The 21,765-nt window shown below is 62.0% G+C and carries 13 protein-coding genes, 1 tRNA gene and 2 pseudogenes; 11 read left to right on the top strand and 5 right to left on the bottom strand.

All coding sequences use genetic code 11. From position 1 onward, the window contains the following. Positions 1 to 727: pseudogene (locus CFU_RS23800) on the bottom strand (substrate-binding domain-containing protein); the annotation flags it as partial. Positions 728 to 753: 26 nt separating this feature from the next. Here CFU_RS23800 and CFU_RS09985 point away from each other — a divergent pair. Together CFU_RS09985 and CFU_RS09990 are read left to right on the top strand one after the other, a co-directional pair. Then, positions 754 to 1,542, top strand: a pseudogene (locus tag CFU_RS09985) (Gfo/Idh/MocA family oxidoreductase); the annotation flags it as partial. Next, positions 1,539 to 2,564 carry a Gfo/Idh/MocA family oxidoreductase gene (locus CFU_RS09990; protein ID WP_014005920.1) on the top strand — a complete coding sequence of 342 codons (1,026 nt, stop codon included), beginning with the start codon at positions 1,539 to 1,541 and terminating at the stop codon, positions 2,562 to 2,564. The pseudogene CFU_RS09985 and the gene CFU_RS09990, both read left to right, overlap by 4 nt. A gap of 84 nt (positions 2,565 to 2,648) precedes the next feature. Here the strand turns inward: CFU_RS09990 and CFU_RS09995 are convergent, their stop codons facing one another. Further along, the gene (locus tag CFU_RS09995; RefSeq protein ID WP_041741675.1) at positions 2,649 to 2,933 is read right to left on the bottom strand and encodes a hypothetical protein; all 285 of its coding nucleotides are present in this window, start codon (positions 2,931 to 2,933) and stop codon (positions 2,649 to 2,651) included. A gap of 127 nt (positions 2,934 to 3,060) precedes the next feature. Beyond that, positions 3,061 to 3,927 carry a MurR/RpiR family transcriptional regulator gene (locus tag CFU_RS10000; protein ID WP_014005921.1) on the bottom strand — a complete coding sequence of 289 codons (867 nt, stop codon included), beginning with the start codon at positions 3,925 to 3,927 and terminating at the stop codon, positions 3,061 to 3,063. A gap of 195 nt (positions 3,928 to 4,122) precedes the next feature. Here CFU_RS10000 and CFU_RS10005 point away from each other — a divergent pair, with 195 nt between their 5' ends. From CFU_RS10005 to CFU_RS10040, 8 genes are all read left to right on the top strand, one after another. Further along, positions 4,123 to 5,166 carry a sugar ABC transporter substrate-binding protein gene (locus CFU_RS10005; protein WP_041741676.1) on the top strand — a complete coding sequence of 348 codons (1,044 nt, stop codon included), beginning with the start codon at positions 4,123 to 4,125 and terminating at the stop codon, positions 5,164 to 5,166. A gap of 188 nt (positions 5,167 to 5,354) precedes the next feature. Then, positions 5,355 to 6,524, top strand: coding sequence for an ABC transporter permease (locus CFU_RS10010; RefSeq protein WP_041741677.1), 1,170 nt, complete (start codon positions 5,355 to 5,357; stop codon positions 6,522 to 6,524). Between the two features lie 2 nt (positions 6,525 to 6,526). Continuing rightward, positions 6,527 to 7,309 carry an ATP-binding cassette domain-containing protein gene (locus tag CFU_RS10015; protein WP_014005924.1) on the top strand — a complete coding sequence of 261 codons (783 nt, stop codon included), beginning with the start codon at positions 6,527 to 6,529 and terminating at the stop codon, positions 7,307 to 7,309. 36 nt (positions 7,310 to 7,345) lie between these two features. After that, the gene (locus CFU_RS10020) at positions 7,346 to 9,313 is read left to right on the top strand and encodes a bifunctional 5-dehydro-2-deoxygluconokinase/5-dehydro-2-deoxyphosphogluconate aldolase (RefSeq protein ID WP_014005925.1); all 1,968 of its coding nucleotides are present in this window, start codon (positions 7,346 to 7,348) and stop codon (positions 9,311 to 9,313) included. After that, the gene (gene iolD, locus CFU_RS10025) at positions 9,310 to 11,178 is read left to right on the top strand and encodes a 3D-(3,5/4)-trihydroxycyclohexane-1,2-dione acylhydrolase (decyclizing) (protein WP_014005926.1); all 1,869 of its coding nucleotides are present in this window, start codon (positions 9,310 to 9,312) and stop codon (positions 11,176 to 11,178) included. Before CFU_RS10020 ends, iolD begins: the two co-directional genes overlap by 4 nt. 31 nt (positions 11,179 to 11,209) lie before the next feature. Then, a complete protein-coding gene (gene iolE, locus CFU_RS10030) occupies positions 11,210 to 12,112 on the top strand; it encodes a myo-inosose-2 dehydratase (RefSeq protein ID WP_014005927.1) in 903 nt (300 codons plus the stop codon). Further along, the gene (gene iolB / locus CFU_RS10035) at positions 12,109 to 12,903 is read left to right on the top strand and encodes a 5-deoxy-glucuronate isomerase (RefSeq protein ID WP_014005928.1); all 795 of its coding nucleotides are present in this window, start codon (positions 12,109 to 12,111) and stop codon (positions 12,901 to 12,903) included. Before iolE ends, iolB begins: the two co-directional genes overlap by 4 nt. Before the next feature lie 143 nt (positions 12,904 to 13,046). Continuing rightward, a tRNA-Leu gene (locus CFU_RS10040) sits at positions 13,047 to 13,131 on the top strand. Between the two features lie 204 nt (positions 13,132 to 13,335). Here CFU_RS10040 and CFU_RS10045 read toward each other — a convergent pair. Next, the gene (locus CFU_RS10045) at positions 13,336 to 17,385 is read right to left on the bottom strand and encodes a Pls/PosA family non-ribosomal peptide synthetase (RefSeq protein WP_014005929.1); all 4,050 of its coding nucleotides are present in this window, start codon (positions 17,383 to 17,385) and stop codon (positions 13,336 to 13,338) included. A 339-nt stretch (positions 17,386 to 17,724) separates the two neighbouring features. On the opposite strand from CFU_RS10045, the gene CFU_RS10050 reads away from it, so the two are divergent. Then, positions 17,725 to 20,547: an EAL domain-containing protein gene (locus CFU_RS10050; protein ID WP_081466451.1), complete on the top strand. Its 2,823-nt coding sequence runs from the start codon at positions 17,725 to 17,727 to the stop codon at positions 20,545 to 20,547. Here the strand turns inward: CFU_RS10050 and CFU_RS10055 are convergent. Beyond that, the gene (locus CFU_RS10055; RefSeq protein WP_014005931.1) at positions 20,544 to 21,761 is read right to left on the bottom strand and encodes a winged helix-turn-helix domain-containing protein; all 1,218 of its coding nucleotides are present in this window, start codon (positions 21,759 to 21,761) and stop codon (positions 20,544 to 20,546) included. The genes CFU_RS10050 and CFU_RS10055 overlap by 4 nt on opposite strands. Positions 21,762 to 21,765: the final 4 nt, after the last annotated feature.

Below are 21,765 nucleotides of genomic sequence, written 5' to 3' on the forward strand. Positions count from 1 at the left end.
TCAGCTGCTCTCCCGCTGGACCAGCTGATGCGGCAGCAGCACCCCTTGCACGGTAGCCTCCGGATCGGCCAGCCGCTGCAGCAGCAACTGCGCCGCAGTTTCGCCGAGGGCGCGCATGGGCTGGGCGATGGTGGTCAGCGCCGGCCAGGTTTGCGCTGCAATGGCGATATCGTCGAAGCCCACCACGGCGGCTTCCTCGGGCACGCGCTTGTTCAGCTGGCGCATGGCGCTCACGGCGCCCATAACCAGCGGTATCCGATACGGCGAAGACAGCGCTGGGCGCGTCCGGCTGCGCCATCATCTGCAGGGTGGCGTGTTTGCCGGCGTCGTAGTCGAGGCTGTCGACCTGCCGCCGCCATTCCGGGCGCGCCTGCAGCCCGGCGGCTTGCAGGGCGTCGAGATAACCGCGCTGGCGTTCGCGCGCATAGCGGTAGCGTTGGTCCGAATTGATCAGGCCGATGCGGGTATGGCCGCGGGCTATCAGGTGGCGTACGGCGTCGCCGGCGGCGCGGTAGTTGTCGACGCCGACATACGGCACGGCGATGCCGGGGTCGAATTCGCAGCAGGCGACCCATGGCAGGATGTTGGATTCGTTGGCCAGGGCGTGCTGCACGGTATCCGGATCGAGGCAGATAGCGCCGTCGGCGCGGTGCGTGCGCAGCAGGTCGAAATAGGCGCTCTCGCGCCCGGCTTCGGCGCCGGTGTCGCACAGCATGACGAAATAACCGTCTGAGACAGGGAGTTAATTAATTAACCAGCACCGACACCCACGCAGAACTGATCATGCGCGCGGCGGCGGCCGGCAAGGCGATCTTTTGCGAGAAACCGGTCGACCTGACGCTGGAGCGCGCCAAGGCGTGCGCGCGCGCGGTGGCGGACGCCGGGGTGACTTGCATGATCGGTTTCCAACGCCGTTTCGATCCGACATTCCATGCCTTGAAGACGCGCCTGGCCGCCGGCGAAATCGGCGATCCGGAAATGCTGATCGTCACCAGCCGCGACCCCGGCGCGCCGCCGGTATCGTATATCAAGAGCTCGGGCGGCATATTCAAGGATATGCTGATCCACGATTTCGACATTTTCCGCTGGATACTGGAAGACGAAGCCGTCAGCATCTCGGCCACCGGCAGCTGCCTGACCGATCCGGCGATAGCCGAAGCCGGCGACATCGATTGCACCGCCGTCACCATCCGCAGCCGGCGCGGCCGCCTGTGCCAGATCAATACCAGCCGCCGTGCCGCCTATGGCTACGACCAGCGTTTCGAAGTGTTGGGCAGCAAAGGTATGCTGCAGGCCGGCAATCACAAGCCGACCGAGGTGGTCGCCGCCACCGGGCACAGCGTCAGCCAGGACAAGCCCGAGCATTTTTTCCTGGAACGCTATCGCGCTGCCTATGCCAGCGAGATCGCCCATTTTTTTGATGCGGTGGTGAACAAAGTGGCGGTACGCACCACGATTGAAGACGGCGTCAAGGCCCTAGAACTGGCCGAAGCGGCAACCCTGTCCTGGCGTGAAAACCGTACCGTCGAGCTGGCCAAATGAATCATTCCCGGACACTGAAAGTCGGCATCGTCGGCCTTGGCAGGCTAGGGAGGCGGCATGCGGAAAACCTGATGTCGCGGGTGGCCGGCGCTGAACTGGTGGCGGCCTGCAGCCCCTTGCCGGCAGAACTCGAATGGGCGCGCGACGCACTCCAGGTGCCGCATCTGTACGCCGACTACCAGGCCTTGCTGGCCCACGACGGGCTGGATGCAGTATTCCTGGTGACGCCGACATCCTTGCATCCGCAGCAGATCATCCAGGCTTTACAGGCTGGCAAACACGTGTTTTGCGAAAAGCCCTTGTCGCTGGACCTGGAAGATTGCCGCCTGGTCAGCGCTGAAGCTGCGCGCCATCCGCAACTGAAGGTGATGATCGGTTTTGTGCGCCGCTTCGACGCCAGCTACCAGGATGCCTATGAAAAAATCCAGCAGGGCGCGATCGGTGCGCCGTTCATGGTGTATTCGCAGACTTGCGACCAGCACGATCCGGACGGCTTTTTCGTCAAGTTCGCCGCCACCAGCGGTGGCATCTTCCTCGATTGCAGCGTGCACGATATCGACCTGGCGCGCTGGCTGCTCGGCAACCCGCGCCCGGTCCGTGTCTATGCCAGCGGCACCCGCGCCATCCATCAAGACCTGCAGCAGTTCCAGGACGTCGATAACGGCGTCGCCATTTGCGAATTCGACAATGGCAAGCTGGCCACCTTCTACGCCTCGCGTACGATGGCGCATGGGCACGACACCATGACTGAAATCACCGGCACGGCAGGGCGCCTGACCGTGGGCAGCAATCCGCGCAAGAACCGCCTGGAAATCGCCGACGCCCATGGCGTCCGCAATGAATGCGTGCCCAGTTTCTTCGAACGTTTCGAAGACGCCTTCCTGACCGAGGTCAGCACTTTCGTCGATGCGATACGGCGCCAGCGCAAGCTGGTGCTGACTTTGGATGATGCTACCGAGGCGACCCGCATCGGCATAGCGTTGCGCGAATCGCTGCTGTCAAAGCAGCCGGTATTGCTTTGAGGGCGTTTGCCTGCGCGATGGCATTGGCGTTTTATCGGGAAAGGTGACTACCGAGGGGGATTTGGCGACAGGGAGAGTGCGGGATCAGGGTTTTGCTTGCGCAGCAATGAAATACACGGCTGAAACCAATAGTCCCGCAGCGCCTATCAGTTTCCAGGTCAGTCCATCCAGCGCTTTATACAAGGTGGCGAACTCCTTGTACATGGTGGCTTCAAGATCTTTGACGTCCGCTTTTGTGGCGCAGTTATCCAGCCTGGTCTCTATGCGAGAAAGGCGGTCGCGCGTTTCGATCGCGAGCTCTTCAAGTTTGTTGATTCTTGCTTCCATGGCATCATCATAACCACCACCCTCCGCCCGTGGCAAGTCCAACTTTCTCGCTCCGTCGCGTACTATTCTTACTCTCGATGTGCTTCAGTTCCGCCATATTTCCCCCCAATCAGCGCTGCCAGCTTACGGCGACTGCAGACGGAAAATTGTACTCGAATTATCTTGTCATTTATTCATCGTAGCCTTCAATTGCACCCGTTTCCTCCACATTAAGCTCAAGCCTATAAGCCAGCGCAATAAACAGGGCCTGGCAAAGGCACATGGCGTTGGTCAGCGAGCGAAATGCAAATGCGCTGCCTTCCTTGACCGTCAGCAATACCGAAGCATGCCGGGCCAGCGGACTCAGCTGGCTGTCGGTGATGACCAGCGACTTGGCCTGGTGGTGGTGCGCCAGCCGTACGCAAGCCTGGGTTTCCTTGCCGTAGGGCGTAAAGCTGATTGCGATCACCACATCGTTCTTGCCTATGCTGCGGATCTGCTCGCGGATCATGCCGCCCAATCCGGACAGCAGGTGCACGCGCTTGTTGGTATGCTGCAAGGCATACACGATGTAGCTGGCGATAGGGAAGGAGCGGCGCACGCCGATCACGTAGATGTTCTCGGCCTTCTGCAACAGCTTGACCGCGGCGTCGAACTGCACGTCGTCCATGCCGTTCAGCAGTTCATCCAGGCCGCTGCGGCTGGCGGCGATGAATTCGCGCGCCATCGAGCCGCCGGTGAGCGGGGTCGGCTTGGCGTCGATCAGCTTGCGTATCCGTTGCTGGTAGTTTTGCGAAGGGATCGCCTGCGCCGTATAGGCGTCGCGGAAAACCGCCTGCATCTCGCTGAAGCCGCTGAAGCCGAACTGCTTGGCGAAGCGCACGATGGCGGACGGCTGCACATCGCAATGTTCGGCAATGTCGCTGATCCGTTCCAGCATCAGGCTGCTGCGGTGCTGTTCCACATAGGTGGCGATAATCTTCAGCTGGCGCGAAAGCGTCGCGTATTGTTCCGCGATTTGCAGCATCAGCTGGTCGACAGTCGGCGTATCTGCCATGGTGTTCTTTCTGATTTATGTCGTGAAGCAATTATAAAGAAAATTTTGCAAGTGAAAATAAAATTCTAATTTAAATTTAATTGAAAAAAACGTTGCATATTGAATCCGCTTGTTCTATTGTTTAATACCGATGACGCTGTCGGATCCGGGCGATCAGCCTAAAGAATAGTGAATAAAACAACAACGGAGACAACTATGCAACGACTCAGATGCAAGGGCCTGGCCAGGGCCTTGATGGTGACTGCGCTGGCGATGAGCTTTGGCGCCATGAACCCCAGTTATGCCGCCAATGAAAAATTCGTCCTGATCAGCCACGCACCGGATTCCGATTCCTGGTGGAACACCATCAAGAACGCCATCAAGCAGGCCGGCGAAGATTTCAACGTTACAGTCGATTACCGCAATCCGCCCAACGGCGACCTGGCCGACATGTCGCGCCTGATCGAGCAGGCCGCGGCCCGTCATTATGACGGCGTGATCGCCAGCATCGCCGATTTCAGCGTGCTGAAAAAAGCCATGGAAAACGTCACCGCCAAGAAAATCCCGCTGGTCACCATCAATTCCGGCACCCAGCAGCAAAGTGAAGAGCTGGGCGCGATCATGCACGTCGGCCAGCCGGAATACGATGCAGGCAAGGGCGCCGGCGAAAAAGCCAAGGCAGCCGGCATCAAGTCTTTCTTGTGCGTCAACCACTATGCCACCAATCCTTCCTCCTTCGAACGCTGCCGCGGTTTTGCCGAGGCCATCGGTGTCGATTATAAAAAATCAACGCTGGATGCAGGCCAGGACCCGACCGGCATAGAGAGCAAGGTCAGCGCCTACCTGCGCAACAATCCCGGCACCCAGGCGGTGCTGGCGCTCGGTCCGGATTCGGCTTCGCCAAGCTTGCGCGCGCTGCAAAAGATGGGCTTGAAAGGCAAGATGTGGTTCGCTACCTTCGACCTGTCGGAGGAAGTCGCCAAGGGCATCAAGGATGGTTCGGTGCAGTTTGCGATTGACCAGCAACCCTACCTGCAAGGTTATATCCCGGTCGCGGTGCTGGCCATCATGACGCAAAACAAGACTACCGATGTCGCTACCATCCAGGCCAAGCTGAAAGCCAATCCGAAGTTCCAGGCGCGGCTGGCCGAATATGGCCTGGCGCCGCTCTACGGACCGCGCCACATCAGCTCCGGTCCTGGCTACATCACCAAGGATAATCTCGACAAAGTGCTGAAATACGCTGGCCAGTATCGCTGATCCAGCGCCTTGTTTTAACATGGCTGCCGGAGCGGCGACGCTGCCGGCAGCCGATAAGTGGAAACCCCAGGGGGACGATGCACCCGGGTCTTGCTACGCCCCGGCATCTCGCCATACCCCGTCAGGCCGTTCCGTTTTGCGCCTCACCAGCGGCCGGCCAGCAGCCAATACAGGCAGGAGATACAACCATGAATTCAAGCAGTGTGCATGCTGACAAGCTAGGCGCCGACGGCGCACCAGCGCATCTTTCAGCGCCGCAGAAGACCGCGCCGAAAGACGAGCGGGTGCGCAAGGAAGGATCTTTGAAACGTTTCCTGGGACGGCCGGAATTTGCCTCGCTGGCAGGTGCGATCCTGGTCTTTATCGTATTCGGTTTCGCCGCCGGCGATTCGGGCATGTTCAACCTGGATGGCGTCGTCAACTGGATGCAGGTGGCGGCCTACCTGGGCCTGATTTCGATCGGCGCTTGCGTGCTGATGATCGCCGGCGAATTCGATTTGTCGATCGGTTCGATGATCGGCTTTGCCGGCATGATGGTGGCGATTCCCACCGTCTATTTCCACTGGCCGTTCTGGCTGGCGGTGCTGTTTGCCTTTGCCGGCTCGATGGCGCTGGGCTGGCTCAACGGCTACCTGGTGGTCAAGACTCGGCTGCCTTCCTTCATCGTCACGCTGGCGTTCATGTTCATCTTGCGCGGCCTGACGCTGGCGTTGTCGATCATGTTCGCCAACCGCACCATCGTCAGCGGCGTCGGCGACCTCGCGGCGAACGACTGGCTGGGCAGCTGGCTGTTCACCGGCAATCTCGGCAGCGGGCTGTTCCACTGGATGGCCGCCCACGGCTGGATCGCCACCATGGCCAACGGCCAGCCGCTGGTAGCCGGCATTCCCAAGGTGATCGCCTGGTGGCTGGTGCTGGCGCTGGGGGCAAGTTTTGTGCTGGCGCGCACCCGTTTCGGCAACTGGATCTTCGCCGTCGGCGGCGACGCCAACGCCGCTAAGAACGTCGGCGTGCCGGTCAAGCGGGTCAAGACTTCGCTGTTCGTGTTCACCGCTTTCTGCGCCTGCCTGTTTGCCGTGCTGCAGGTGGCCGACGTCGGCTCGGCCGCGGCCGACCGCGGCTTGCAGAAGGAATTCGAAGCCATTATTGCTGCAGTGATCGGCGGCGCCTTGCTGACCGGCGGTTACGGTTCGGTGATCGGCGCCTGCTTCGGCGCCCTGATCTTCGGCGTGGTGCAGATCGGCATCACCTATACCAATCTCAATTCGGACTGGTTCCGCGTGTTCCTCGGCGTGATGCTGCTGGTGGCCGTATTGTTCAACAATTATGTCCGTCGCCGTGTGACGGAGGCGAGGTAATCATGAGTGAAACCATTCTGGCGCTGGAAAACGTCAGCAAGTATTTCGGTTCGGTGATCGCCCTGCAGAACGTCACATTGCGTTTGAAAAAGGGCGAAGTGCATTGCCTGCTGGGCGATAACGGCGCCGGCAAGTCGACCCTGATCAAGACGCTGGCAGGGGTGCACAAGCCGTCCGAAGGAGAGTACCTGGTCGATGGCAAGCCGGTCTCGTTCAATTCGCCGAAAGAAGCGCTGGATGTCGGCGTGGCGACCGTGTACCAGGACCTGGCCCTGGTGCCGCTGCTGTCGGTGGCGCGCAATTTTTTCATGGGGCGCGAGCCGACCAAGAAGATATTCGGCATCACCGTCATGGACATCAATTACGCAGCCGAGACGGCGCGCGAAAAACTGGCTGAAATGGGCATCATGGTGCGCGATCCGCACCATGCGATAGGCACCATGTCGGGCGGTGAAAAACAATGCCTGGCGATCGCCCGCGCGATCCATTTCGGCGCCCGCGTCCTGATCTTGGACGAACCGACCGCGGCGCTCGGCGTCAAACAGTCGTTCAATGTACTCAAGCTGATTCACAAGGCGCGCGAGCGCGGCATTTCGGTGATTTTCATTACCCACAATGTGCATCATGCCTATCCGATCGGGGATTCCTTCACCTTGCTCAATCGCGGCAAATCGATGGGCACCTTCACCAAGGATAACGTCAGCAAGGACGAAGTGCTAGACATGATGGCCGGCGGCGCGGAAATGCAGACGCTGATGAATCAGTTGGAAGGCATACAGGTCTAGTTCCAAGTTCAAACGGTTCAGTTAAGGAAAGCACTCATGCCAAACACTAACAATACCTTCGCACCGGGCCGCAAGCTCGATGTGGTTTGCATCGGGCGCCTGGCGGTAGACCTGTATGCGCAGCAGATCGGCGCGCCGCTGGCGGATGTCAGCAGCTTCGCCAAGTACCTGGGCGGCTCTTCCGCCAACATTGCTTTCGGCTGCGCCAGGCTGGGCCTGAAATCGGCGATGCTGGCGCGGGTCGGCAATGAGCATAACGGCCAGTTCCTGACGGCGGCGCTGGCGGCGGAAGGCTGCGATGTCAGCCAGATCAAGGTCGATCCGGAGCGGCTGACCGCGCTGGTGATGCTGGGCCTGAAAGACAAGGATACTTTTCCCCTGATTTTTTACCGCGATAACTGCGCCGACATGGCGCTGGCGGAAGAAGACATCGATGAGGCTTTCATCGCCTCCAGCAAGGCGCTGCTGATTACCGGCACCCATTTTTCCACGCAACAGGTGCATCGCAGCAGCAGCCTGGCGCTGGAATACGCGCGCCGCAACAATGTGCGCACCGTGCTCGACATCGATTACCGGCCGGTATTGTGGGGCCTGACCCAGAAGGGCGACGGCGAGACGCGTTTCATCGCCAACGATGGCGTGACCAAACACCTGCAAGGCATCCTGCCGAAATTCGACCTGGTGGTCGGCACTGAAGAAGAATTCATGATCGCTGGCGGCGGCCAGGACATCATCGCCTCCCTGCGGGCGGTGCGCGCCGTCAGCCAGGCGACGCTGGTGGTCAAGCGCGGGCCGCTCGGCTGCGCCGTGATCCATGGTGCGATTCCAGCATCGCTGGATGCAGGTTTCAACTACAAGGGCGTGCAGGTCGAAGTGCTCAATGTGCTGGGCGCCGGCGACGCTTTCCTGTCCGGATTCCTGAAGGGCTGGCTGAACGGCGAAGACGATGAAAGCTGCTGCCGTTACGCCAATGCCTGCGGCGCCCTGGTGGTGTCGCGCCATGCCTGCGCGCCGGCGATGCCGACGCCGGTCGAACTGGCGTATTTCCTTGAACATGCAGACCGCATGCAGCGGCCCGACCAGGATGCGCACCTGCAGCGCCTGCACCGGGTTACTGTGCCGCGCAAAACCTGGGATGAGGTGAATGTCTTCGCCTTCGACCATCGCAACCAGTTCTTTGAGCTGGCGCGCGAATTTGGCGGCGGCGGCGAGGCGCGCTTGCCGCAGCTCAAGCAGCTGCTGGTGCAGGCCGTGGCCGCCACCGAACAGGCGCTCGGTTTGCAAGGGAAGATCGGCATATTGTCCGACGACCGCTATGGCCAGGATGCGTTGAATGCCGCTACCGGACGCGGCTGGTGGATCGGCCGCACAGTAGAGCTGCCGCTTTCGAATCCGCTGGAATTCGACTATGGCCGTTCGATAGGTTCGCATCTGCTGAGCTGGCCTAAGGAACATGTAGTCAAATGCCTGGTGCAGTTCCATCCCGACGATGCGGTTGAAAAACGCCTGGAGCAGGAAGCCCAGATTCGCGGTTTGTACAACGCGGTGCAGGTCAGCGGCCATGAACTGCTGCTGGAAATCATTCCGCCCAAGGATTTGCCTAAGGCCGAGGATACCGTGCTGCGCGGCATCAAGCGTTTGTACAACCTGGGCATTTATCCCGAATGGTGGAAACTGGAATCGATGTCGGCCCGCCAGTGGGATGCGATCGACCGCCTGATCGCCGAGCGCGATCCCTATTGCCGCGGTGTGGTGCTGCTGGGGCTGGCGGCGCCGGTGGAAGAACTGGCGGCAGGTTTCCGCGCCTCGCGCCACAGCAAGACCTGCCGCGGTTTCATGGTGGGGCGGACGATTTTCCATGAACCGTCCAAGCTCTGGCTGCAAGGCCAGATCGACGATGCTGCCTTGATCGGGCAGGTGCGGGCCACATTCGAGAAACTGATCGGCGTCTGGCAAGCCAGCCGCAGCGAACAGCCATCCAACCCAGCGGAGCGCGCAGCATGAGTGCAGCCAAAACCATACGCCTGACCATGGCGCAAGCGCTGGTGCGCTACCTGGCCGCCTTGCGGGTCGATACCGCCGACGGCGAGGCGCCGCTGTTCGGCGGCGTCTTCGCCATCTTCGGCCATGGCAATGTAGCTGGCCTGGGCGAGGCGTTATACCAGCATCGGGAGCAGTTGCCGACCTATCGCGCGCATAACGAACAAGCCATGGCGCATGCCGCAATCGCCTATGCCAAGACGCACATGCGGCGGCGCATGATGGCGGTCACCAGTTCGATCGGCCCGGGCGCCACCAACCTGCTGACGGCAGCGGCGCTGGCCCATGTGAACCGCCTGCCGGTGCTGCTGCTGCCGGGCGATATCTTTGTTTCGCGGCGGCCCGATCCGGTGCTGCAGCAGGTGGAGAATTTCCAGGACGGCGGCGTCTCCGCCAACGATGCGTTCCGGCCGCTGTCGCGCTATTTCGACCGCATCTATTATCAGGAACAACTGTTGACGGCCTTGCCGCGTGCGATCCAGGTGCTGACCGACGCCGCCCAGTGCGGGCCGGTGACGCTGGCCCTGCCGCAAGACGTCCAGGCCATGGCTTACGATTATCCGGTCGAGTTTTTTGCGCCGCAGACAGTCAGGTTCCGCGCCCAGGGGCCGGCAACGGATGAGCTGCAGGCAGCGCTGGAGCTGCTGAAAAACGCCAGGCAGCCGTTGATCGTGGCCGGCGGCGGCGTGCTGTATGGCGAAGCCACCGAGGCGCTGCGCTGTTTTGCCGAAAAACATGCGGTGCCGGTGGCGGAAACCCAGGCTGGCAAGAGCGCCTTGGCGTGGCGCCATCCCTTGCAGCTGGGCGCGCTCGGCGTGACCGGCTCGCCGGCCGCCAATGCCTTGGCGCAGAAGGCCGATGTAGTGATTGCAGTAGGCACCCGGCTGCAGGATTTCACCACCGGTTCGCACTCGCTGTTCGGCCAGGCCAGGCTGCTGAGCATCAATGTCAATCCAGTCGACGCCATCAAATGGCAGGGGACGCCGATGTTGTCCGACGCCCGGCTAGGGCTGGCTGCCTTGTCGCAAGGCTTGCAGGACTGGCGTTCCAGCACCGGCTGGCACGCGCTGGCGCTGGAACAGGCCAACAGCTGGCGCGCCACGGTCGACAAGATCACCGGCCAGCGGGAAATAGAGGCGCCGGCCTTGCCCTATGACGGCGAGGTGATCGGCGCGGTGCAGCGCTCCAGCATCGACTCGACCGTACACGATATCGTGGTCTGCGCCGCCGGCACCTTGCCGGCCGAATTGCATAAACTGTGGCGCACCTCGACTCCGGGCGGCTATCACGTCGAATACGGTTATTCGTGCATGGGCTACGAAATCGCCGGCGCGCTCGGCGTCAAGCTGGCGCAGCCGGAACGCGACGTGATCGTGATGGTGGGCGACGGCAGCTACCTGATGATGAATTCGGAAATCGCCACCTCGGTCATGCTGGGCAAGAAACTGATCATCGTGGTGCTGGACAACCGCGGCTACGGCTGCATCAACCGCCTGCAGCAGGCCTGCGGCGGCGCGCCGTTCAACAACATGCTGGAAGATTGCCTGCAGGGGCCGCAGGGCGCGCCGGCCGTCGATTTTGCCGCGCATGCAAGATCGCTTGGCGCGCTGGCGGAAAACGTCAAGACCATCGCCCAGCTGGAAGCTGCGCTGCAGCGGGCGCGCGCTGCCGACCGCACCTACTTGGTGTGCATCGACACCGACCCCGCGCGCACTACCGAAGACGGCGGCTGCTGGTGGGAAGTGGCGGTGCCGGAAGTGTCCGAACGGCCGCAGGTGCAAGCCGCGCGGGCCGAATATGAACTAGCCCGCCACAGTCAAAAAGTGTAGGGGTTACCAGAGTTATATTGCGAGAGAGACCATGACATTTAACGTAAAGATCGGCATCAACCCGATTTCCTGGATGAACGACGACCTGCCTTCGCTGGGCGGCGAGACGCTGCTGGAAACGGCGCTGGCCGAAGGCGCGCAGATCGGTTATCGCGGCTTCGAGCTGGGCAACAAGTTTCCCAAGGAACCGGCAGCGCTGGCGGCGGTGCTCGGCAAATACCGGCTGGAATGTATTTCGGGCTGGTATTCCGGCCGCCTGGCGACCGGCACGGTGGAGGATGAAATCGCCGCCGTCGGTCCGCACCTGCGGCTGCTGGCGGAAAACGGTTCCAAGGTCATGGTGTACGGAGAAGTCGCCAACGCCATCCAGGGCCGGCCGGATCCGCTCTACAAGCGGCCGCGTTTCCTGAGCGACCTGGAGTGGCGGCAGTATGCCGACAAGCTGACTGCGTTTGCGCGTTTCACCTTGTCGCACGGCGTGCGCCTGGCTTACCACCATCACATGGGCGCCTACGTTGAAACCCCGGCCGATATCGAACGCCTGATGGCGCTGACCGGCGATGAAGTCGGCTTGCTGTTCGACAGCGGCCACGTCACGTTTGCCGGCGGCGATCCGTTGCAGGTGCTGGAGCAGCATATCAAGCGTGTCTGCCATGTCCATTGCAAGGATGTGCGGCCGGCGGTGGTGAAGATGGCGCGCAACGGCAACTGGAGTTTCCTGCAGGCGGTGATCAACGGCGCGTTTACCGTGCCGGGCGACGGTGCCATCGATTTCGACGGCTTGCTGCGCTTGCTGTACCGGCATGGCTACGCCGGCTGGCTGGTGGTCGAGGCGGAGCAGGATCCGGCCGTCGCTCCGAGCTATCAATATGCCGACATGGGTTATCGCCACTTGGCCGGGCTGGTGAACATCATCGGCAAGGAGGCGGCATGAGCTTGCTCGTCAAGGGCCAGGCGCAAGGACGGGAAATCGTCAGCGTCACGCCGCAGTCGGCCAACTGGCGTTTTGTCGGTTTTGCCGCCTATCGCCTGGCGGCCGCTGAACGGATCCGCTTCGATACCGCCGAGCGCGAGGTGTGCATCGTGGTGCTGCGCGGCGTGGTCAGCGTGCAGGCCGGCGACCATGCCTGGAAAGAAATCGGCGAACGGCAAAGCGTGTTTGACCAGAGTTCGCCGTATGCCGTGTATGTGCCGCACAGCCACGCCGTCACCATCAGCGCCCATGGCGATGCTGAAATTGCGGTCTGCAGCGCGCCCGGCCATGGCGGCCTGGGCGCGCGGCTGATCGAGCCGGGCATGGCCAAGCGTTCGGTGCGCGGGCAGGGTAGCAATACGCGCTACGTCTGCGATATCCTGCCGCAGACCGAACCGGCCGATCATTTGCTGGTGGTGGAAGTGGTGACGCCGGGCGGTCATTCTTCAAGCTACCCGCCGCACAAGCACGATACCGATAACCTGCCGCAAGAGAGCTTCCTCGAGGAGACCTATTATCATCGCCTCAATCCGCCGCAGGGTTTTGCTTTCCAGCGCGTGTATACCGATGATCGTTCGCTGGACGAATCGATGGCGGTGGAAAACCACGACGTGGTGATGGTGCCGCGCGGTTATCACCCGGTGGTGGCGCCGCACGGCTACGACAGTTATTACCTGAACGTGATGGCGGGGCCCAAGCGCGAGTGGCATTTCAAGAACGATCCGGCCCATGAATGGATGTTGCAGCGCTGATCCGATGCCGGTTTGGAACATCGCCTATGACGGGCCGTAAATAATTGCATAAAAATCGCAAACTCCGATTGACCGGATCCATGGAATTCACGTATTATTCGGTCTTCGGAATTGCAGTAAGTCTTACGGGGCTTCGCATTACGGCCCACGTGGCGGAATTGGTAGACGCGCATGGTTCAGGTCCATGTGCCGCAAGGTGTGGGGGTTCGAGTCCCTCCGTGGGCACCAGGCAACTGGTGTTGGAAGTAAAGAGAAACCGCATAAACATCAATGTTTATGCGGTTTTTTTCTTTTCCGGCCCAATTTTTCCTGGTTTTATCGATTGTCCGCAGTAGGAAATACCACCAGCTGAAAAGTGTCCTGGCCGCAGCTGAAGGGCGCCAGGGCAGTCATCCAGGATGCCCAGTGCCTGACTTCCATGCTCGCGGTCTTTCAGTTTTTTGCCGGCGCCGCCGGGCAGCCGCGCCAATTGGTGGCCGCCGGGATCGATTCGCCTTTCATCACCAGCGTCAGCGCCCCCAGCTTGGCGTTATCGTTGACCGTCGCGCTGTACAGCACGAAGCTGCGCGGCCCCATGTAAACCCGGCTGCCGATGTTGACGTGGTCGATCTTCATGACCCGGTCTTCGAACAAGTGCGTCTGCGGGCAGGCCTGGGCATTCAGTTCGCTATAGTCGCCAATGGTGACGCAGTCGAACTCGGTGATGTCGGTGGTGTTCATGTAAACCCCGCGGCCGATATGGCAGCCCAGCAGGTTCAGGGCCAGCGGCAGCCACGGCGTGCCGCGCAGGTAGCTCATGAAGTTCGGTATCGCGATGCCTTCATACAGGTTGGTGACGCCCTCCGACAGCCAGACGAACGGGGTCCACATCGGCACGCTGCATTTCTTGTAGCGCCCGATCAGCAGCCACTTGAGGGCGGCGATGAAGATGAAGGTGCCGATGCCGTACAGCAGGCCGGCGCTGGTGAGCAAGGAGATCACTTCGCCCCACTGGCCGGCGCCGGCGAGCGGCATCAGGTTCAGCACCACGGTATAACCGACCGCGATCACGATCGCATGCGGCGAGACAATGCGGAAGCCTTCCACCAGCGAACGGCCGAGGCGGCGCCGGCGCGACGGGCGGAACGTCAGGTGTTCCGGGAAGCCGCTGGTCTGCTCGCGCGCCGGCAGGTTGATCGGCGGCGAGCCGAGCCAGGTGTCGCCGGGCTGCATGCGGCCGTTGTCCGGCGCGCGCGAATGGACGCCGATCAGGACGTTTTCCGGCAGGATGCTGCCGTCCGGCACGTAAGCGCCGTTGCCGACGAAACTGCGGCGCGAGATCACGGTCGGCTTCATGGTCATCCAGCCGCCCTCGATCTGTTCGTCGCCGAGCAATACGGCATCGGCGATAAAGGTGTCGTCGCCCAGGGTCAGCATGTCCGGCACCACGCCCAGCGCGGTCGAGATCTCGGCATGGCGGCCTACCTTGGCGCCCAGCAGGCGGTACCAGTAGGGCGCGTAGACGGTGGCATAGACGCCGTGCAAGACGCTCAGGCTGGATTCCTGGATCTGGTTGACCAGCCATTTGCTGCAATAGATATTGCTGCGCACCGGCCAGCTGCCGGCCCGCATGCGCGGCAGCAGGCTCCAGCGGATGCCGGCCGAGAGCAGGGCGGTGCAGACGATCAGCACCGCGGTGGCGGGGAAGGCCATGACGAAATATTTGGTCAGCTGGAACGGCACGTTGCCGTTGCTTTGCAGCCAGGGGAAACGATCGGTGTCGTCGAGCCAGTCGATCAGGATGAAGCTGGGGAACACCGGCATGAAAAACAGGGTGGTGATGAGGAAGGCGCCGAACAGGAAAAATATCGATTCGCCCAGCTGACGCCTGCGCGTAACCGGCGGTCGCGGCGGTTTCGAGGCAGGGTCGAAAGCGCCTGCATCGCGCGCCGGCGAGCCGGTCCAGATGCGGCCGGCCGGCACCGCCTGGCCTTCGCTGATGGCGCTCTGGCCTTCGACATGGCCGAAGACGCCGACATCCGTGTTGCCTTCCATGACGACATAGGAACCGATGCAGCTTTCGCGCTGCAAGGTGATCGGCCCCAGCCACAGCTCGCCGTGTTCGACGCGGGCATTCTCAAAATTGACGGCGTTGCCGATGCTCACGCCGTCCTCTATGGTGAGCAGGTCATGCGCGCGCAAGGTCATGGAGCCGATCACCACTTCCGAGCCGATGCGCGCGCCCAGCGCCCGCAGCCACCAGCTGTACAGGGTCGAGCCGCTCAGCAGGTAGGCCGGCGCCGCCTCGATCAGGCGGTCCGCCAGCCACCAGCGGTAATAGGTCAGGCCCCAGAGCGGATAACGGCCGGCTTTCAGGCGTCCGGCGATCAGCCATTTGGCGGCGATCGCAATGGCGAACTCGAACAGGGTGGCCAGCAGGAATACGCCCACCGACACCACGATTGCCAGGGCAATCGAATCGCCCGGATCGCCGGTGAAGAAGTGATAGGTGAAAAACGGCGCCAGCCATTGCATCATGCGCATCGCCACCAGCCACGGCACGGCGGCGGCCTGGGCGGCGCCGCACAGCCAGCGCTTCAGGTCCGACGGCGTGCTCCAGCCGGTGTCGACCGCGATGCCGGCGGCCGGCGCTACCGCCAGCACCTGGGCGATGCGGCCGATGGTGCGGTTCATGTATATGTCGCGCACCGTCACGTGGGCAAAATCGGGATTGGTGCGCAGAGCGGAAGCGAGTTTTGCCGCGAACAGCGAATGGCCGCCGAGATCGTTGAAGAAATCGGCGCTGCGCTGGATAGGCTGACCAGGGAACAGTTTGTTCAGCGCTGCGAACAGGGCCGCTTCGGCCGGCGTTTCGGGGAGGTCGGAATCACCGCTGGCGGCGCCGGTTGCCGCCAGCGGCCTGGCTTTCAACGCCTTGCGGTCGATCTTGCCGGAAGTCAGGCGCGGCATTTCCTGCATCGCTTCGAAGAAACCGGGCACCATATAAGGCGGCAGCCGTTCGGCCAGGGCGCTGCGCAAAACCGCAGGGACGATTTCCGCGCCGCTTTCGGCGACGATGAAAGCGATCAGCTGGTCGATGCCGTCTTCCTGGCGCAATACCACCGCCACCGTGCCGACCCCGGGCTGGCGCGCCAGCACTTCTTCGATTTCTCCCAGCTCAACGCGGAAGCCACGGATCTTTACCTGGTCGTCGGTGCGGCCCAGGCACTGGACCCGGCCGTCGGCATCGATCCGGGCCAGGTCGCCGGTGCGGTACAGGCGGCGGTCGTGTTCGCCGCTGGCCCAAGGGTTGGCCAGGAATTTCTCGGCCGTCAGTTCCGGCCGCCCCAGGTAACCCTCGGCGACGCCGGGGCCGGTAATGCACAGTTCGCCGACTTCGCCGCGCGGCAGCAGGAGCAGGCCGTTTTCCGGCGCCGCCCCGGTTATCACCTCAATCACTAGCAGGCCGTAGTTAGGCAAGGGCCGGCCTATGGTGACCGTTTCATTGGCGCGCAGTTCGGCCAGGCTGGCCGATACCGTGGCTTCGGTGGGGCCGTAGGTGTTGAAAATTTGCCGGCCGCTCCTTGCCCAGCGGCTGACCAGCGCTTCCGGGCACATTTCGCCGCCCAGGTTGATGATGCGCAGGCTTGGCACGTCCTGGTTGAACAGGGCCAGCAGGGTCGGCACCGCGTGCAATACGGTGACGCCCTGTGCGGCCAGCGCCGGCGGCAAGGCTTCCGGGTCGGAAGCTAGCTCCTTGGGCGCGATCCAGAGCGTGGCGCCGGCCAGGTAGCTGATCCAGATTTCTTCGAACGACATGTCGAAAGCAACCGAAAAGCCCTGGTAGACGCGATCGCTGGCGGTGATTCCCAATACCGCGTTTTCACTGCGCAGGAAATGGCAGATGGCGCCCTGGGTGATGGCGATGCCTTTCGGCTTGCCGGTCGAGCCGGAAGTGTAGATGACATAAGCCGGATCGCTGCGCTGTACGTGCTGGCGGCGCAGCAACGGCGTCTCGCAGGGCGCTAGCAGCTGTTCTGCGGTCCAGACCTGGCACCGGCCCGAGTCCAGGCGCGGCGCGAATTGCTGGCAGCTGACGATGCCCGGTGCTTGCGCGTCTTCCAGGCAGACCGCGATCCGGTCCGGCGGCGTATCGGCATCCAGCGGCAGCCAGGCGGCGCCGCTCTTGGCGATGCCGGCCTGCATGATCAGCAGGTCGATGCCGCGCGGCAGCCACAAACCGACGATCTGGCCCGGACCGACGCCGGCGGCGATCAGGCGTGAAGCGACCAGGTCGGCATGATGGTTGAATTCTTGATAACTCAGCCGGCGCTCGCCGAACACCATGGCGATCTGGGCCGGCATGCGCTCGGCGGTCGCCTCAAGCAGGTCGGCCAGGACTTCATCGCGTATCAGCTCAGGCCGGACCGGCCCATGCAGAACGTCCGGGTGACTGGAAAAACCGCTGGCAGCCGCGTTATCGACGAGCAAAGACTGAGTCATGGATGAGGCAAGTAAAAGAGACAGGTGAACGATCGCAAGCGGGCGATGGTAGCACGCTGATATAGGTAACGTTCAGACAATTTTGCGGAAGCCCGACGCTGTGGTTTTCCGGTCTGCGGCGGGGCTTGGCTGCGCTTGCCGCAAGGGGTTTACGCGGGTATAGACAAGGCATTTTCCCCTCCCTTGCTAACGAACTTGCTAATGGGAAACTATTGGTCGTATGATGGGGTATTCAGGGCCCGGTTTCAAGTAGTATCGTTTTTCGCAATTTTCTGCAATTCCGCTAAAGCTTTCTGACTGTGCAGTGTTTTTGTCGGTGAAGATCAGTGAGGTTTTGTGATGCAGCGATTGAAGAAATTTTTCACCATGGACAGCGGCATGCGCTGGATCAAGGTGATCTTGCCGTTCCTGGCGATCGTGGCCTTGATGGTGGGGCTGCTGGCGTTCAGCATGAATATCCTGTCTTCGGTGCGCGCCTTTGTCGGCGGCGAGAGCCTGTGGTCGAAGGCGCAGAAGGAGGCGGTATTCCACCTGAACCAGTATGCGGTGACGCATGCCGACCCCGACTACCAGAAGGTGCTGAAGGCGCTGGCGGTGTCGATCGGCGACCGCCGCGCCCGGGACGAGCTGGATAAACCCAATCCGGACCTGCAAGTGGTGCGCCAGGGTTTCCTGGACGGCGGCAATCACCCGGACGACATCGACGGCATCATCAGCCTGTATCGCAATTTCAAGAATTTCAGCCTGCTGCGGGAACCGGTCGCCAACTGGAAGATCGGCGACCAGCTGATCCAGGAGCTGAGCGCAGAAGCCAGCCGCCTGCATGCGGCGATCAGCGCCGGCAACCCCGATCCGCAGACAATGATCGCCAGCGTCGCCCGCATCCGCGAGATAGACGCCGAACTGACGCCGCTGGAATTGCGCTTTTCCGCCAGCCTGGGCGAATCGTCGCGCCAGGTCCAGCGCCTGCTGCTGTTTGCGACGCTGACCATCGCCGTCGGCCTGATGATTTTCGGCAGCTGGATTTCGCGCTATATCCTGACCAAGAGCGACCAGTTCGAAGAGGCGCTGAAGATCAGCCAGGAACGGTTGCACCTGGCGATGCTGGGTAGTAACGACGGCCTGTGGGACTGGGATATCCAGGCCGACAATATCTATTATTCGCCGCGCCTGAAGGAATTGCTGGGGTATTCGCTGGAAGAAGAAGAGCCGACGCCGCTGCAGTTCCTGAACTGCATCTATCCGTCGGACCTGGATGCGGTGCGCGCCAAGCTGACGTCGCACCTGCACGACAATTCGCCGTGCGACATCGAGTTCCGGATCGTCACCAAGGGCGGGGAATTGCGCTGGGTCCGTTCCTGCGCGCAGTCCACCAGCAATTCGGCCGGCGAGCCGGTGCGCATGGCGGGCTCGTTTACCGACATCACCGCCCGCAAGCGCTCCGAGGAGCAGCTGTATGCCGCCAAGGAGCGCGCCCAGGTCACGCTGGAATCGATAGGCGAGGCGGTGATCACGCTCAGCACCGACGGCCTGGTCGAATACCTGAACCCGACGGCGGAAATCCTGACTCGCTGGACGCTGGCCTCGGCGCGCGGCTTGCCGCTGGAAAAAATCCTGCACGTGGTGGGCGAAAGCTCGGGCAACCGGATTCCCGACCTGATCCCGCAGATCCTCGACAACAGCGTGCCGATCGACCGCGCGTCCAACCTGCTGCTGGTCTGCGACGACGGCAGCGAGGTCGCGGTCAACCTGTCGGCCGAGCCGATCCGCAACCTGAGCGGCGAAACCATAGGCACGGTGCTGGTGCTGCACGATGTCAGCAAGGACCGGGAATATGCGGCGCAGCTGTCGTACCAGGCCAGCCACGACGAACTGACCGGACTTATCAACCGGCGTGAGTTCGAGCGGCGCCTGACGGTGGCGATGATCACCTCGCGCGACCAGCAGCGCCAGCATGCCGTGCTGTACCTCGACCTGGACCAGTTCAAGGTGGTCAACGACACCTGCGGCCACGCCGCCGGCGACGAGCTGATCCGGCAGGTCAGCGTCTTGCTGAAACAGCGCTTGCGCGATACCGACACCATCGCCCGCCTGGGCGGCGACGAATTCGGCGTCTTGCTGGAGAACTGCCCGGTCGAGCATTCGCTGCGGATTGCCGAAGGATTGCGGCAGACCGTCGCCGATTTCCAGTTCGTCTGGACCAACAAGCCGTTCACCATCGGCGTCAGCATCGGCCTGATCAACCTGGCGGGCGAAATGCATACGTTGGGGCAGATCATGAGCGCGGTCGACGCCGCCTGCTACCTGGCCAAGGAAAAGGGCCGCAACCGTGTACACGAATACCGGCTGGACGACAGCGAGCTGTCGATACGGCACGGCGAGATGGAGTGGATCACGCGTATCAATGAAGCGCTGACGCAAGAGAAGTTCTGCCTGTTCTCGCAAGAGATTTCTGCCCTGGGCAAGCCTCCCAGCCACGGCGCCCATTTTGAAATCCTGCTACGCATGCTGGACAAGGATGACAACCTGGTGCTGCCGATGGTGTTCATTCCTGCCGCGGAACGCTACAACCTGATGCCGGCCATCGACCGCTGGGTCGTTTCGACGGTATTCGCCACCCTGGCGAAAATGCGCCAGCAAGGGCGCGGCCGGGAAATCCAGACCTGCGCCATCAACCTTTCCGGCACCAGCATAGGAGACAGCAATTTCCTCAGTTTTGTGCAGGAACAGCACGTGAAGTACGGCATCGCGCCGCAAATCATCTGCTTCGAGATTACCGAGACCAGCGCGATCGCCAATTTTGCCAAGGCTGCACACTTTATCCAGGAACTGAGAGGGGTGGGCTACCGCTTTGCGCTCGACGATTTCGGCGCCGGCATGTCTTCGTTCGCTTACCTGAAGAACCTGCCTGTCGATTTCATCAAGATCGACGGCGGGTTTGTCAAAGACATGCTGAACAGCCCGACCGACTATGCAATGGTGGAGGCGATCAACAAGATCGGCCATTTGATGGGCAAGCAGACGATTGCCGAATTCGCCGTCAATGAACGGATCATCGGCACCCTGACCGAGATCGGCGTCGATTTCGCCCAGGGCTACGGCATCGGGCGGCCGCGCGCGTTTGGCATCGGCGTCGACAAGAACCTGCTGAACGCCGGTTAGAGCGCGGCCCGCAGCATGGTGCGGAAGGCCCGTGGCGTGCACTGGTCGATCACCACCTGCGGCGTGCCGTGCCAGCTGGCAAAACGCTGCAGGGTGGCCGCCAGTTCGGTGGCGAACCTCTGGCTGGTGCGGGTGCCGGGCTCAAGGTACAGCGCCTTGACCTGGAACACGCCCTGGCCGCGATGCGCCTTGGCGTCCAGCCGTCCCACCAGGGCGCCGCGATGCAGGATGGGCAGCGTAAAATAACCGTAGCTGCGCTTGGCTTCCGGCGTGTAGCACTCGAGCCGGTAATCGAAATCGAACAGCTCCAGCGCACGCTTGCGGTCCCATACCAGCGGATCGAAAGGCGACAGCAGGCAGGTAGCGCTGGGTTTCAGCAAACCGCCGGCGGCGGCCAGCGCCAGTTCGCGATGCGCGGGGTGGATGTACAGCGGCTGCTGCCAGTCGTCCACCGTGGCGCGCAGCAGGCTGCCGTCTTCGACCAAGGTCTCAGGATCGGGGCTGGGGCGGCTCTTGGCGGTGCGGAAGTAGTCGCCGATCCAGCTGGCTTTGGCCACTCCCAGTGCTTGCACCGCCTTGAGCAGCAAGGTGCGCTGGGTCTCCTCTGTGGATGGCATGCGGGTATCGTCCCAGTCGGGCAGGATGCGTTCGGCGAGGTCGTAGATCCGATGAAAGTTATGGCGCCTGGCGATCATCAGGCGGCCCGCCGTGAACAGCACTTCGAGCGAACGTTTTTCCGGTTTCCATTCCCACCAGCCGCCGCTTTTACCGTCGGTGCGCTTGAAATCGGCCGAGCGCACCGGGCCGTGCTGGCGGATATGCTGCAGCAGCAGCTCTATGGTGGCGGCGTGCTGTTCCATCCATTTGGCCGAATACTTCCAGCCCATGGAGCCGGGATCGATCATGCGGTGCCGGTACAGTCCGTAATCCTCGATCGGCAGGAAACTGGCTTCGTGCGCCCAGTATTCGAACAGCTGGCGTTCCTCCAGCAACTCGTCCAGCCAGCTCTGCTGGTAGCTGCCGAGCCGGCTCCACAACACCAGGTAGGGGCTGCGCGCCACCACATGGATGGTGTCGATCTGCAGCAGGCCCATCTGGCGGATGGCAGCCAGCACGTCCTGCTTGACGGCTTTCTTGCGCACCGGGTTGAGCAAACCCTGGGCCGCCAGTTGCAAGGCGCGCGCGGCGGGCAGGGAGAGCTGGATGGCGGTCATGCCT

The organism is Collimonas fungivorans Ter331, assembly GCF_000221045.1.
Taxonomy (GTDB): Bacteria; Pseudomonadota; Gammaproteobacteria; order Burkholderiales; family Burkholderiaceae_D; genus Collimonas; species Collimonas fungivorans_A.

Excerpts from the sequence above, each read along its gene's own strand:
- CFU_RS09990 (WP_014005920.1), top strand. The coding sequence starts at position 1,539 with ATGAATCATTCCCGGACACTGAAAGTCGGCATCGTCGGCCTTGGCAGG.
- CFU_RS10000 (WP_014005921.1), bottom strand. The coding sequence starts at position 3,927 with ATGGCAGATACGCCGACTGTCGACCAGCTGATGCTGCAAATCGCGGAA.
- iolB (WP_014005928.1), top strand. The coding sequence starts at position 12,109 with ATGAGCTTGCTCGTCAAGGGCCAGGCGCAAGGACGGGAAATCGTCAGC.
- CFU_RS10005 (WP_041741676.1), top strand. The coding sequence starts at position 4,123 with ATGCAACGACTCAGATGCAAGGGCCTGGCCAGGGCCTTGATGGTGACT.
- iolD (WP_014005926.1), top strand. The coding sequence starts at position 9,310 with ATGAGTGCAGCCAAAACCATACGCCTGACCATGGCGCAAGCGCTGGTG.
- CFU_RS10055 (WP_014005931.1), bottom strand. The coding sequence starts at position 21,761 with ATGACCGCCATCCAGCTCTCCCTGCCCGCCGCGCGCGCCTTGCAACTG.
- CFU_RS10050 (WP_081466451.1), top strand. The coding sequence starts at position 17,725 with ATGCAGCGATTGAAGAAATTTTTCACCATGGACAGCGGCATGCGCTGG.
- CFU_RS10020 (WP_014005925.1), top strand. The coding sequence starts at position 7,346 with ATGCCAAACACTAACAATACCTTCGCACCGGGCCGCAAGCTCGATGTG.
- iolE (WP_014005927.1), top strand. The coding sequence starts at position 11,210 with ATGACATTTAACGTAAAGATCGGCATCAACCCGATTTCCTGGATGAAC.
- CFU_RS10045 (WP_014005929.1), bottom strand. The coding sequence starts at position 17,385 with ATGACTCAGTCTTTGCTCGTCGATAACGCGGCTGCCAGCGGTTTTTCC.
- CFU_RS10010 (WP_041741677.1), top strand. The coding sequence starts at position 5,355 with ATGAATTCAAGCAGTGTGCATGCTGACAAGCTAGGCGCCGACGGCGCA.
- CFU_RS10015 (WP_014005924.1), top strand. The coding sequence starts at position 6,527 with ATGAGTGAAACCATTCTGGCGCTGGAAAACGTCAGCAAGTATTTCGGT.